At 54.4% G+C, this 13,221-nt stretch carries 15 protein-coding genes; 2 read left to right on the plus strand and 13 right to left on the minus strand.

Annotation, left to right across the window (positions count from 1 at the left end):
- Positions 1-59 precede the first annotated feature (59 nt).
- Positions 60-1,121, plus strand: a complete 1,062-nt coding sequence (locus ACNY69_RS04790) for a LacI family DNA-binding transcriptional regulator (RefSeq protein ID WP_418797449.1) — start codon at positions 60-62, stop codon at positions 1,119-1,121.
- A gap of 94 nt (positions 1,122-1,215) precedes the next feature.
- Here the strand turns inward: ACNY69_RS04790 and tmaR are convergent, their stop codons facing one another.
- The 5 genes from tmaR to ACNY69_RS04815 form a co-directional block, all read right to left on the minus strand.
- Positions 1,216-1,542 carry a PTS system regulator TmaR gene (gene tmaR / locus ACNY69_RS04795; protein ID WP_004571340.1) on the minus strand — a complete coding sequence of 109 codons (327 nt, stop codon included), beginning with the start codon at positions 1,540-1,542 and terminating at the stop codon, positions 1,216-1,218.
- 160 nt (positions 1,543-1,702) lie between these two features.
- Entirely contained in the window at positions 1,703-2,761 is a 1,059-nt protein-coding gene (locus ACNY69_RS04800; protein WP_111142096.1) for an FUSC family protein, read from the minus strand.
- Between the two features lie 264 nt (positions 2,762-3,025).
- Entirely contained in the window at positions 3,026-4,189 is a 1,164-nt protein-coding gene (dacD, locus tag ACNY69_RS04805) for a serine-type D-Ala-D-Ala carboxypeptidase DacD (RefSeq protein WP_199560053.1), read from the minus strand.
- A 659-nt stretch (positions 4,190-4,848) separates the two neighbouring features.
- Entirely contained in the window at positions 4,849-5,172 is a 324-nt protein-coding gene (locus ACNY69_RS04810) for a S24/S26 family peptidase (protein ID WP_418797450.1), read from the minus strand.
- A 1-nt stretch (position 5,173) separates the two neighbouring features.
- A complete protein-coding gene (locus ACNY69_RS04815; protein ID WP_418797452.1) occupies positions 5,174-5,413 on the minus strand; it encodes a DNA polymerase V in 240 nt (79 codons plus the stop codon).
- Positions 5,414-6,251: 838 nt separating this feature from the next.
- On the opposite strand from ACNY69_RS04815, the gene ACNY69_RS04820 reads away from it, so the two are divergent.
- Positions 6,252-7,061: an FkbM family methyltransferase gene (locus ACNY69_RS04820; protein WP_418797453.1), complete on the plus strand. Its 810-nt coding sequence runs from the start codon at positions 6,252-6,254 to the stop codon at positions 7,059-7,061.
- Here the strand turns inward: ACNY69_RS04820 and ACNY69_RS04825 are convergent.
- From ACNY69_RS04825 to ACNY69_RS04860, 8 genes are read right to left on the minus strand one after another with little or no spacing between them, the layout of a single operon-like run.
- Positions 7,053-7,304, minus strand: a complete 252-nt coding sequence (locus ACNY69_RS04825; protein ID WP_418797454.1) for a hypothetical protein — start codon at positions 7,302-7,304, stop codon at positions 7,053-7,055. The two genes, ACNY69_RS04820 and ACNY69_RS04825, sit on opposite strands and share 9 nt — an antisense overlap.
- Positions 7,304-8,140: a hypothetical protein gene (locus ACNY69_RS04830; protein WP_418797455.1), complete on the minus strand. Its 837-nt coding sequence runs from the start codon at positions 8,138-8,140 to the stop codon at positions 7,304-7,306. Before ACNY69_RS04830 ends, ACNY69_RS04825 begins: the two co-directional genes overlap by 1 nt.
- 2 nt (positions 8,141-8,142) lie before the next feature.
- On the minus strand, positions 8,143-8,724 hold the full coding sequence (locus ACNY69_RS04835; protein ID WP_418797457.1) for a YmfQ family protein: 582 nt from the start codon (positions 8,722-8,724) through the stop codon (positions 8,143-8,145).
- Positions 8,715-9,782 (minus strand): baseplate J/gp47 family protein, encoded by a 1,068-nt coding sequence (locus ACNY69_RS04840; protein WP_418797458.1) that lies wholly within the window; start codon positions 9,780-9,782, stop codon positions 8,715-8,717. The genes ACNY69_RS04835 and ACNY69_RS04840 overlap by 10 nt, the downstream gene beginning before the upstream one ends.
- Positions 9,775-10,188 carry a phage GP46 family protein gene (locus ACNY69_RS04845; RefSeq protein WP_418797460.1) on the minus strand — a complete coding sequence of 138 codons (414 nt, stop codon included), beginning with the start codon at positions 10,186-10,188 and terminating at the stop codon, positions 9,775-9,777. The genes ACNY69_RS04840 and ACNY69_RS04845 overlap by 8 nt, the downstream gene beginning before the upstream one ends.
- Positions 10,185-10,742, minus strand: a complete 558-nt coding sequence (locus tag ACNY69_RS04850; protein WP_418797462.1) for a phage baseplate assembly protein V — start codon at positions 10,740-10,742, stop codon at positions 10,185-10,187. Before ACNY69_RS04850 ends, ACNY69_RS04845 begins: the two co-directional genes overlap by 4 nt.
- Positions 10,742-11,812, minus strand: a complete 1,071-nt coding sequence (locus ACNY69_RS04855; protein WP_418797463.1) for a phage baseplate assembly protein — start codon at positions 11,810-11,812, stop codon at positions 10,742-10,744. Before ACNY69_RS04855 ends, ACNY69_RS04850 begins: the two co-directional genes overlap by 1 nt.
- Positions 11,809-13,185 carry a DNA circularization protein gene (locus tag ACNY69_RS04860; protein ID WP_418797464.1) on the minus strand — a complete coding sequence of 459 codons (1,377 nt, stop codon included), beginning with the start codon at positions 13,183-13,185 and terminating at the stop codon, positions 11,809-11,811. The genes ACNY69_RS04855 and ACNY69_RS04860 overlap by 4 nt, the downstream gene beginning before the upstream one ends.
- Positions 13,186-13,221: the final 36 nt, after the last annotated feature.

Genomic DNA, 13,221 nt, shown 5'->3' on the forward strand with positions numbered 1-13,221 from the left:
CAGCAGCAGCGCAGCGGGAAAATTTGCTACACTCACCGCTCTATTTTTTGGAGAGTTCAATGACTTCCCGCTCTGTGACCCTCGATGATGTTGCTCAACTGGCTGGCGTCTCATACCAGACCGTTTCACGCGTTTTAAATCGATCTCAACAGGTCTCTCTGCGCACGCGGGAAAAGGTTGAGGCGGCGATGCAGCAGCTCAATTATGTGCCGAATCGTGTGGCGCAGCAGCTGGCGGGCAAGGCGACGCGCACTCTGGGTCTCGCCACCAGCGATCTGGCCCTGATGGCGCCTGCGCAGATTGCCTCGGCGATTCAGCAGCGCGCCGCCAGCGAGGGGTATCATCTGGTGATTGCAATGGACAGCGGCAACGATGCCGCCGCTACCGTGAATGAACTGCTGGCGCAGCGGGTCGATGGACTGCTCATCAACCTGCCGCTGGAGGCGGAGGCGGCGCAGCAAATCCAGCAACTGTGTGGCAGCAAGCCGGTGCTGTTTCTGGATGTGGAACCTCAGGCCGCTGTCGCGCAGTGTCAGTATCCCAATGACGCTGGCGCGCGTGCCGCCGTTGAGCATCTGGTGGCGCTGGGGCATCGTCAGATCGGCCTGCTGAACGGGCCGCAGCGGTCGGTGTCGGCCCGGCAGCGTGAGAACGCCTGGCGGCAGGCGCTGGCGGAACATCAGTTAACGCCGCACTGTTCGCTGCGCGGTGACTGGAGCGCGCAGTCCGGCTATCAGGCGCTGATGGCGCAGCTCCCGGCGAATCTGCCGCAGGCGCTGCTGGTGGCCAACGACCAGATGGCACTGGGTGCGATGCGCGCGCTGCATCAGTATGGCGTGGCGATTCCGGGTGAGATCTCGGTGATCGGCTATGACGATACGGCTGAAAGCGCCTGGTATCAGCCGCCGCTGACCACGGTTCGGCAGGATCTGCAGGCGCTGGGCGCACAAAGCGTTGAGCGGATGCTGGCCCGGCTGCAGGCCAGAGAGCCGGAAAACGATGCGCTGAAACCCACGCTGGTGATCCGAGAGACCACGGCTCCGCCGGGTGATAAGCGGGCCGATTTCGCGGCGCTGTCGCAGCAGCTGCAGGAGATTGCCCGCAGGCTGGCAGGCGAGTAAACCGCCGGGTGACAGGCAATAAAAAACCCGCATCACCGGAGTGGATGCGGGTTCGCCTCAGACCGATCGCGCTTTCAGGCACAACCGGCTGACATCAGGCTTTCGGGTGTTCGCCCACGCCCATCGCTTTGATTTTTTTCGACAGCTCGCGGCGCTCTTTCGACAGGTCGGCGTTCTTGATGATGTACTCATCCACGCGATCTTCATAGTCAACACGCATGCTGGCGATGATTTCCTGAATCGCCTCTACGCTCATGCCCGGCTTGATATATTCGCTCAGGTTGTCCAGCAGCAGTACGCGCTTCTGGTTGTCGCGGATTTTCTTCTCGTTGTCGACAATTTCACGCTGCAGCTTGTTTTTACGGCGGAACATACGTACGAACTCCAGTACGTCCTGAAATGATTGCTTGGCATTTTCCATGATGGCACCTTTCTTTGAGCCTGCTGACGCAGGGAGAGAGTCAAAACGATCAGCTTAGCGGCTAGCCCGCCAGGTAAGCAATTTTCACAGCTAAATTCAGACTGGCTCTTATCTTAGCGCAAAGAAACCCGGTTTCACATTAAGTCATTGTCTGAGGTGATTATTTGCGCAGCGCCATGCGCATCAGGTCGGTCATCCGCTCCAGCTGTTTCGCCAGTTCCAGCGTCAGCCAGACGTAACCGTAAATGGGCGTCTCCTCCAGTCCGTCGTTGCGCGCATCGGCGATCAGCCGCCGCAGTTCAGTGCTGATTTCGGTGAGCTCATGACTGTTCGCCACCACCTCATCCGTAACGCCCTCTGTTGCCATCACCGACAGCGCCCGCAGCGTGTTCTCGGTCATCTGCTGCATACGGCGAAGCGCGGGCGCGTTAAGCATGATCAGATGGCTCTCGCGTGAGGCCCACCAGGCATTAATCTGCATCTCAATGGTGTAAACCATATTACGGTTTATGGTCTGAATGGCTTCAAGCACCGACTTCGGGATGCGCGTCTCTTTGCTGGAGGGCTCCAGCAGCGCCCGCATTTTGATGACGCTGCTCAGCAGTTTGCCCAGCGGCTTATTGAGGCGCGGCTTTTCAACCAGGTTAGGCGAAAAACCGGCGTGATAGATTTTCGCCATGGCCGCCAGGGTGTCGGAGAGCTGAATGCGCCAGTGGGTGTAGGCACGCTGCGCCCAGATCGCGGTAAACAGCAGCGCCATCAGCGATCCCAGAATGACATCGCCGCCGCGCCACAGGGCGACGGTGAAATCACCGGTCGGTGCCCCCACCACCACGCTCAGCGTGATGCCGATTAACAGCGCCATATAGGGATGTTTGCCCAGCGTCAGGTAGCCACTGATCACCATGATAAGACCGCACCAGGCCAGCATCACTGGCATGGAGATCAGCTCCAGCTTGAGGGCAATCAGGCCAGAGATGGAGCCCGCCACCGTGCCGCTGATGCGCTGAAGCGCGCGCGGAAAGACATTTCCCCAGGTCGAGATGGGCCCCATCACCACCACCAGCGTAATCAGCGGCCAGGTGCCTTCCGGGATCCCGGTCGCCCGGACAAAGATAAAGCAGAGTATAAAGGCGATCGCAATACGCACGCCGTGGACGGAGCGATAGTGGCGATAAAACCAGAACTCCAGTTTTGAGATAGGCTTGTCAGAACGCAAAGTGACTTTCCGGTTGCGGGATGATGATGCGGCTATCTTAACCCTGAATCAGGCGCAGACTCAGCATTGCCCTGCGGTTTCAAATCGGTTTTGACGTTCCCTTACAATTATCAACATTCACCTCACATCACTGGCCGCAAGATAAAAACAACGCAACCAGGTTTTTTAACCTTTATTGGCTGCTGGTAACAGGCACGGCTCATGTGGCGGAACGTAAAACGGGCAGCCTGTGGGCTGCCCGTTGATAAACCGGTAACCGGCTGATCAGAACTTCTGCTTCAGATAGTCTGTGAGACGGGTGATCACGCCTGCCGGTTCGACCGCGCTCAGCGCCACCAGCGGATAGTGCGCAATCTCCTGATCCTTATCCATCACCTGGATTTCACCGATGACCTCATCAGCCTTCAGCGGGGCTTCCAGATCTTTGCGGTCGATGACATATTTCGCCTTCACGTTCTGCACTTCGCTGCGCGGCAGAGAGAGATAAACATCGTCTGCGGTGCCCACATCGACCTGATGCGGATTGCCGTACCAGACGTTTTCACTGCCGATTTTCTTACCGGCGTGGAACAGCTGAACGGTGTCAAAGGTGTTCTGACCCCAGACCAGCAGCTTACGCGCCTGCTCTTCGCGCCCTTTCGGGCTTTTGCCGCCCATCACAACGGCGATCAGGCGATGTTTGCCCACCACGTTTGAGGCGATGATGTTAAAGCCCGCGGTCTCGGTATGACCGGTCTTCAGTCCGTCAACGTGCAGATTATTGTCCCACAGCAGGCCGTTGCGGTTGTTCTGGGTGATACCGTTCCAGCTCAGGGTCTTCTCGCTGTACATCGCGTAAAAGTCAGGCTCACCATCAATAATGGCGCGTGACAGCTTCGCCATATCCAGTGCGCTGGAGTACTGACCCGGCGCATCCAGACCATGCACCGTTTCAAAATGGGTGTTCTGCAGGCCGAGCTTTTCGACATAGTGGTTCATCATGCCAACAAAGTTCGCTTCGCTGCCCGCCACATAGTCAGCCAGCGCAACACAGGCATCATTACCGGAATCGATGATCACCCCACGGCTTAGATCCCGGACGCTCAGCTTATCGCCCGGCTTCAGGAACATCAGCGAGGAGCCTTTAAATACCGGATTGCCCGCCGCCCAGGCATCTTTTCCGACGGTGACCATGTCATCACGGCTGATTTTCTTCTGGTCGATGGCGCGATCCACCACATAACCGGTCATCAGTTTGGTCAGGCTCGCAGGATTACGGCGTTCATCGGGATTGCCTGCGGTCAGAACCTGGCCAGTCGTGGCATCCATCAGGACCCAGGACGCCGCATCAATCGCCGGAGGCGTAACAGGAAAGGGGATCGCATCAGCTTGTGCCAGTGAGGTCCAGAAAACAGTAGCGGTAACGGTGAACAGCAGACGCCTTTTCAACACTTCATCCTTAATTGCACGGGAGATAATTTCTAAAACGAAACGGAAACAGCCGCACGTTTTACGGCAAAAGCGTTGTGAAGGTTTGATTAAATTGAAAAAAAGTATGAAATTTTCCGTCGGGTTGAGAATCAGGCCTGTGCGTGTGTTCGCTGGTAATGCTGGCGCGTGTCCCCTCTCCCCCGTGCGAGTTTTAGCGTGTAGCGCACTGATTCCTCTCTGTGCGTAGCGCGTGCGTCAGCTGATAGTGTTAACGGCACACCCGGCGCGGGATAAGCACAGACTCCGTCCGGCGTGTCTGATATTTCTGTGACGCCCCAATTTGGTTTACCATACAGGCATAGCCTCAGACGCCGCCCGGGCCACTATACTGGCACTGCACAACGGAATTTTCCGTCAGATAATGACACTCACTCACCCTGCGGCGTGTAACCCGATACAGAGCGAACAGAGCGGCGTTTTATCGCACTTTGTTCATTAAGTCAGTGAACGCAATGAACGGATATGAAATTTGAATAACGACCGCGTAGAGCCTACTTTCCTCTTCCACGATTATGAGACTCATACAAAAAGCATCTGATTTTTATAATAAAATCAATATGAAACTAAAATTATGTACGCAATTATGTACTCATCAATAATTAACCTGCAGGTTTGCTTTAGATAATCGGGCGAGAATGTTCATAAACCGCCAGAATCTCGGCCGTCACCTTCCCCAGCACGATAACCCCTTCCAGCCCTTCCCCGTCGATCGTCTCGCCATCCTGAGTGATGATGCCTGACCTGAAGAGTTTACCCAGCTGCGGATAGTCATCATGCTGGAATGCTACGGTGTCGCCCGGCGCCGGCGTCAGTGACCGGTCAACCAGAGCGAACCCTGTCGGCGTCTCAATGCGGATCATATTGTCCGGATGCGGGGCAAACATTTGATTCAGGTCGAGGCGGCTATCGACGAAATCCTGCGCCGGCGATGGAAAGCCCATATCAGATGCCACCGTTCGGGTTGAACTGCTTATAGGTCTTAGCTTCACCCTCCTGCTCAGAGATATCCCGGAACGTCGCTGTGTTCGACTTTATCCACTGATTGGCCTCTCTTAGGCTGAAGCGCCAGTTGAGCAGCTCCAGCTGGCGCACGAATTCCTGAGTAGTGACTGTCACCCCTCCGCCCGGTACGCGTCTTATAGCGTTTACAAATGCGTCTTTAATCTCATAGTCACGCGGCATGAACAATCCTCCTTTGATAAATACTGTATATATGAACAGTAATATCGATCGGTGAATCTGATCAAGTCGCATTGCGCTGAATTTTGTAAACCTCGCGTCGGCCTCCAGAGCCGCTAAAGTTTTATGCCTGGTGCTCGATACATGAAGTCATGCTTTCCCTGAGAAAAAGTTTTTCTTATCCGCATATTGGTTAGCCCGCGCGTAGCGGGCTTTTTTTATTGGAAATTTAAAATTATCTGCCGCTTACGCTTGTTATCTGCTCGTCACTCTATAACCTCAAGATGTTGTGAACGGCCTGCGCTCCTACCGCTTGCCAATGAGACGCCGGGCTGGCTCGCCTGCCGCCTCGTCACAGCATGAGATGCCTCGTAAGAGTGTCACTTGCTCCACCACAACTTATGCCTGCCACCAACCTCGGGGCAGGTATTTTTTTTCATGCCGCGCATTTCCCTCTGCCGTTTATGAACGGTTGAATCATTTCTTGTACAGGCGTCACACTCGAAATCCAAATCCGCCCTAAGCTTCCTATGTCAGCTTTAGCTGATGATATGGATTTCCTGGTTGGTCTTACTTTACGCCCGTGTAACGCGGGCTTTTTTGTGCCTGCCTCTTGGTTACCTTTCATGCAAAGGTATACCCTAAGATTTACCATCCTGCAGTCTGATCAGAGAGGCGCGGTATACCCCTGCCCCGTAGTCGGGACTTTTTTGTGTCGCTCAGAAATTAACTTTCTAAGTTTCAAGCAAAACTACAATTGGGCTTGTGAGTTAAGATAAGGTAATCTTTAAAAAGCTACCGCTGAGAGGCTAATGGAGCAAAATAAACTAGAGGGTTTTTTATGTATTATACTGAAATTGAAGGGAATGTTAAAAAAACAGGAAGTGCCTATATAAGCATAAATGACTTCCCGGTAAAGCTTGACCTTTCAAATCCGCATGAGAGACGCTATGCGGCTTGCGCCATTCTGGATGTGCAGTATCCGCAATATGACATAGACAGGATGCTTATCAGCAAATTTGTTCGTGAAGGCGATTGTGTTTTAGATGCCGGCGCAAATATTGGTCTGACCGCGTTGCTTTTCCTTGATAGTGGGGCATCTTCGGTAACTGCAATTGAGCCTATACCTGAGATTTACAGCAGAATTAAAAGCATTGGTTGCTCTCAAATTAAGCCGCTAAAGGCTGCCTTGTCCGACAAGGAGGGGTTGATTGACATATATGTTTCCGAGGCGCACAACCAAGGCTCTACATATGACCTTGAAAGCGTAAATATGTTCAGGCACATCTTCAGTGAAGAACCTAAGAAAATATGTGTACCTAAAATAACCATTGATGGAATCAACGGAGATTTTGACGTCTGGAAAATGGATATAGAGGGGGCGGAAAAGGACGCATTGATGGGCGCCTGCAAAACACTAGAAACCAATCCCCCTAGAGTAATATTTTCTGAACTGTGGGGAGATAAATTTGAAGATTTCTATGAAATTATCAGGCACACACATCAATACGCTTATAGAGCAGTAATTTCAAAGGATGGATATAATCTAAGGCTTATAGAGCCTGCACAGTTTCAGGACGCTGAGAGCGATTATCACTCCATTTCCCCGACCTTTGTCTTTCTTCAGGAACCGTACGCAGGGTCAGTCTGATTCTTTAGTTTCTGCTTCAGCTGGGACTTGGGATGGATCTTCAATGGGGTTTGACGTCAGCTTGAACCCTTTATCAAAATAAAAAAGACCATTCTTTTTGTTGTAAAACATACCTATCTGGCACGGCTTATCTGCAATTGGAACAAAATAATAACCGGACATTTTGAAGTCATAGTTTTCTGCAACAATGGTGTTAAGCACTTCAATATCGCCATCTGCAATCATAGCCAGGTTAACTGTCATTACGCATACTCCTCAATAATCATTAATCCTGATACCCCCGGATTTCCCTGCACGGCCGTAGTTGTAGCAGGCAGGCCGATTCCCCCAGACCCGTAATAACCCCCTTCAATTGGAGAAGGTAATGGCATCTGACCAAGGTTAGTTCCAGGCACTACCTGAATGACCGTGCTTGCCTTGGTGATGCCACCTGATGAGTTAATAGGTGTGATTGTTGAGGTGATCGGCCTACTGGATATACTGGCTCCAGCCGCATTTGCCCCTGTAGAAAGCGGCATTGATACGCCTCCTGGGCCGCCGGGAAGTGTGAAAACAGATCCGAAAGAAGTTGCACCTCCCGTTCCGCCTGTATTCTGCCCGGCCGCCGCAGGGCTTCCGCCCGATCCAATCACAACCGAAACTGGAGCAGTGAACGCAGATACAGGAATCCAAATATCAATATACTGACCATAATATCCTCCCTGTGACATTCCTCCGTTGCCAGAAGTAGTGGCTGGTTCACTGCCGCTGGCGCCACCGCCCGCCACTGCTTTAATGCGCAGAAACTTGGTTCCCGGGCTCGGCGTGTAGTTGGTTGATGTGAGAATTGGTTTAACTGCTAGCAGCCTTCCATTGCTTAATAAGGATTTTATGGCCGCCAGTAGTTGAGAATTGTTACTTTTGTCTAAAGACAACCCCGCCGATTCAATAACTCTGGCAATCTCTTCCTGCACCGAATCAAAAAAATCAGCGTCAAGTGCTGTGGGCAATTCACCTGTCTGCGGATTACCGCCAGTGAATCCATTTTTACCCGCGCCGAATTTATCTTTCTGGGCAGTAGATGTATCAATACGATGCATTTTTACTCCGGATATCTGAAAATTAAGTAAGTATGGGAGGGAGCCAGCTTATTAAGCACGCACTCTGCAACGGTGTCTCCCCATGTTCTGAGGCTGTCAATGCAGTTACTGATGGTTGTCATTGGTGCTATCTGAGTCGTCACTGGCATGTTCACCTGCCAGTAGTAACGCCACTCATCGCTGTAAAGCGAATCAGTGCAGTCAGACATGCAGGTAAACTGGCTCCTGCTGTACCGGGTGATGGTCACATCGGTATAGCCAAGCGCACTCAGCTGTCCCAGATAGAAAGCTTCATTGATACCACCGGGCAGGTTTAACTTTGCATCCAGCCGCTGGCGCCTTTGCTGAAGGGTCTGAACGCCTGGCGGTGCGCAGCTGTCAGGAAGTCCGCTAATCTGCTCATAGCGGTCGATCAGCTCAGTAACTGAGCGTGGATCGATCTCCTGCATCAGCGCATCAACACGACCATGAATCGCAGCCAGCGACGGTGCAAAACCCGCCAGCAGCAGATCATCTGCATCCCATGCGGGGCCTCGCGGAAGAAGCGCCCCCAGCATCTGGTGATACTGAGCTGTCAGGTCCATGAAATACTCCCCACCACCCCTACTTCACCCTTTGCAATCGGGATATCCGCAGTCGGGCTGACCAGTGTATGACTGTATTCACCCGCGGCAATGCTGATTGCCTCACTGATGCGGGACGGCTTAAGCACTCCCTCCGGTACGCCGTCGCGCAGCATCATCGAACGCAACTCTGCCTCAACGGCATACCGGACTTCCGGCGTGTCAGGGTTGAGCCGAATCTGGAAATCAACAACATGAGCAGAGGGGGCGAAAACGTAAATGTCTGCGCCGGCTACCGGTGCTCGCGGTTCGATATAGGCCTGCACTGCTGCCACTGTGGCCGCATCCGGAACAGGGTTAGTCAGATCGCTGCTTGCCACCATTACGCCAACCGTACCCCGACCGCTCCAGTGCCGGTAAGTCCAGGCGCGTGTGATGCCCGGCACCTCTTTAGCCCACACCTCATAATCACCGTCAGCGCCGCCCTGCGGGGTCCAGTACCATCGCTCGATGATGCGTGCCCGCCAGACTTCGAGGTCTTCAGCATCCGCGCCCCCCTGAATGCTGTCGGCCACTCCCGCAGACGGCAGGCCGGTGATAGGGCTCACCAGTCGCATCGCCAGACCATCATCAGTATTGCCGGACTTTCCAGCCGCATCACAGATAACCGGTACGCGCAGCAATCCCCCTGCTGACGTGGCCGCTGCTGTTGTAGTGTAGGAGGTCAGATCATCACGCTGGATAGTCACACCGGCCGGAACGGTTATATCTTTTGCAGTAACGTCCCAGCGCACGTATCCTGCAGCCGCTATAGCCGCTTTGCGCGGGCATCGCTTCATGTTGGCATGCCGCGTCAGCCATTCCTCATCTGCCAGGTCAGGCAAAAGGTTACGTGCCAGATAATCGATATAGCCATAAACGGTGTGTACCGCCGCTGCCTGAACGCGCCCATAAACTTCAGCGTCGTTGCGGCGCAATGCCGCCAGCGTTGAATCAGCTGCCAGTCGGGTAAGAATATCGTTGCGGACGATGGTGATTAACTGAGGGAGTGTCGGGCGGGTAAATCCACTGTCAGCCATTAAGTTCACTCCATAAATCGTCAAAGGAAAATGCTGTACGGGTGCCGTCTTTCTGGCTGATAACCACTGAGGCGCTGAGCGTGTTAATCCCGTTTCTCTCAGCTTTAACGTCCACCCTTACTGCCACGCCGTCATCCACCAGCCACTGAAGCGCCTGACTGATATATTCACGCGCTTTGAGCGGCGTTTTATTGGTGAGTTTCTGTCGGCTTAGAAGGTAAAGGCGGGAACCGATGCGGTCATTCTGCACGGTAGGGAAGCTGTCGCCCCACCAGCCGTTATTCTGCTCCGGGTTATCGTCAGGCTCAGCCTTTCGCCAGGAGAACAATGAGATAATGACGGCGCGTGTCAGAGGATCTGGTGGCCACTTCACATCACGCTGGACGCCATTAATCATAACTATCATGACGCCTCCATTTTCTGCGTGGGCGCGTCGGTAGTGCCGCCACCAGAGCCGTTCTCTTTATGCGTGTGACCGTTATAGGCTATGCGCATGGCTGACATGGTCAGCCCGGAAGAATCGCACCTGTCTTTGATTTCGCCGGTAGATTCGATGTCCATTTCAAACCGGGCCTTTGGCGCGTTGGTAAAGGTGATCGGCTTGCCTGCGCCATTTACGACAATTCCTGCGCGGGTCAGCGTCACCGACTGCCCCTGATCGTCATATACCGCTACTTCACCAGACGTCAGACCTTTGATACGGAATCGACGGTCAGAGACAACCAGCACAACGCCGTGTGACCTGTCACCATCAAAGTAAGCGGCAACGGCTTCAGCACCAGTGAGCGGCGCGGCGGTAAACCCGTATGGCTCCATGTGCTCAATGTCACTTTTTCCCTCGCCCCCGGCCATTTCAACCTGAAGCATCTGACACTTTGTGGCCGTGCTCAGTCCGCGAACCACCGCACGCGCCAGCAGGTTTGACAGCGCACGGCCAATGCCTGAAATCGGGTTAGCCATCAGAAATCATCCTCTTCTTTCTTTTTCTTTCGCTTGCCGGGTTTCGCTGGCTCAGGGAGATAAGCATCCGGAGGTCCTACGCGGATTTCAGTTATGGTGCCGTTTTCATCCTGCTGGTAGGTCACCTCGGCGATCACCATCTGGCGATTGTTAAAACCCAGAATGGGGTCAAATACGATCACCTGCAGGTTTGGCAGCCAGAGTGAGCCGTCACCCTGCCGCCAGCCCTGCACGGTGTAGGTCACCTCATCGGTGCGTGCAGCACGCTGGCGCATCTCAAATTCTGCACGGGCGCTGCAGGTTGCCGTGGTGGCGTTGCCGGTCTGGCGAATAATCATCGGGCGGTAGCGCTTCAGGCCGCCATCAATGGTCCTGGAGCGGATGGCCGTAGTTGTGGCCTCGCCAAAGTCGTCGTCGTTACCCCTGCGCTGACCGTACACCTGATAGTCGCTGAAGCGGTCGCGGATGCTCTTTTCGGTATCACAGGAAAGAATGTTTTCACCCAGCACCAGCGCGGTGTGCGCCTGCTGAAAACCGATGCCGCCGATAACCAGATTGCCCTGCGCGTTGTCATACGCCAGCGCCTGCTGCAGCCCGAGCATTTTATTCAGCACGTCCATGACTGTTTCACCCTGGTCGGCCTGAATGCCCTGAAGCGCACCGGAAGCGCCGCCCGCGTCCACCACCGTAATGCTGAATGGCTTTGCCAGCTCAGCGGCCACCTGCGCCAGCGAACGACCGGCATACTGTGACGGCGTGGCTGAGCAGTCGATGAGGTCAGCCGTTTTGCTGCGCCCGGATATCCCCACGCTGATGCTGCGTGCGTCATACCGGACCGGTGTTGCCTCGATGTATCCGGTCAGCACTTTGTCGGTGCCAATCATAACTTCAACGAGATCGCCGTTTTTGATCCGGTTGCTGCGGTTTGCCTGGTCTGTGTCGCCCGGCCAGCTGCGGGTAATTTCAACGGTAAAGTCGCGGGCAATACGCTCAATGCCTGCGGCAATCCTGACCGAAGTCCAGCCGCCCCACTCCTGACCGTTCACCCTTAAAATAACTGTGTTATTCATCGTACCGGCACCCTCAGTAACTGAACCGGCACGAAACCGGGATGGCGGATGCCGTTACGCGCCGTGATGTCACCTGCTCGCGATGCGGAGTCGAACCAGTCTGCGGCCAGCACCAGCGCGGGCATGACCTGCGAAGGTGTGCGCTCCGTCATGCGCTCGACCTGCTCCAGGCGGGCTGATATATCGCGGTTAACGTCTGTTCTTACCGTCACCAGTGCCTGATAAAGCCCGTCATCTGAAACGCGCTCCATTTCAAGGTCAATGGCCTCATTGAGACTGTCACGCACCTGCGCAAGGTCATCCCATGAAATAATTGAGCTGTTATCCAGAGAGGTCGTCACGCCAGATGATGCGGAAACCGTCGCGGTCGCTGACGTATCAGTATCTGAAGCAGCATTACCAGAGTCGGGCCGAATATTGCTGACGGCTGGATGCGATACCAAAACCGGCTGCTGAGGGTCCTGCTGGCGCGTGACGGTGCGGATTGCTGGCTGCGGAAGGCTTATGACGGTGGCTGCTGCCTCGCTGATAGCCGTGGTGCGTACCGCCTGCGCCACGAAATTTCGCTGTGTGGTCTGCGCCTGAACAGTTTTGCTGTCCGTTTTCCACACTCCACGCGGTGCAAGACCGGAATCAACCGTGACACCGGTCAGGCCCTTAATCATCGACATGAGGTCAGAGGCATTGCCGGTCAGCCGCGTTCCGGCACGCCACATGGTCTGCAGGCGGTTAACAAAGCTCATGCCACTGGATGGCGGTTTAAGCAGCACCGATAAATCTCCCTGCATCAGTCGGGATGCAGCGCTGATGCCAGAGTCAACATACTGAAAGGCACTGGTGACAGTACTGAACATGCCCGCTGCCTCATCCAGCACGCCGTCCTGCAGGAAGTCCGGCATACCATCCATACCAAAGGCACCGAATGCCGATGATATGGCGTCATCCAGAAAGGAAACAGAAGATGATAATTTCTGGCCGGTTGCCAGCCCCGCAGCCGGGAAAGACAGTTCGCCGGACTCTACAAAGCTGAAGCTGACGCGGCACATGCGCCCTTCGCTCTGCGAGTGACTGACACGCACGGCATCATCCACCACCACGGTCATCTCCCCATAATAGGGGTGCACCAGCGTACAGGAGCCTGGCTTTTCGATAGCTTCAATAAGCCGGTTACGCTGCTCAAAAAAGTCATCACCAATCAGATAGGCCTGTACGCTGAAGCGGCGCGTTGCCCGGCCTAAATCCTCCGACCACGGCTTATCGCGATTGGGATACTCATGCACCTGCACGCGCCGGCCAAAAGTTGCCTCATCGCTGTCTACCTTAAACGCGATACCACGCAGTGAGGCATCCTGCAGATTATCTTTCCAGCTCATGGCTTTACTCCGGGCAATAAAAAACCCGCCGAAGCG

Source organism: Pantoea graminicola (assembly GCF_048452665.1).
In the GTDB taxonomy this organism is placed as follows: domain Bacteria; phylum Pseudomonadota; class Gammaproteobacteria; order Enterobacterales; family Enterobacteriaceae; genus Pantoea.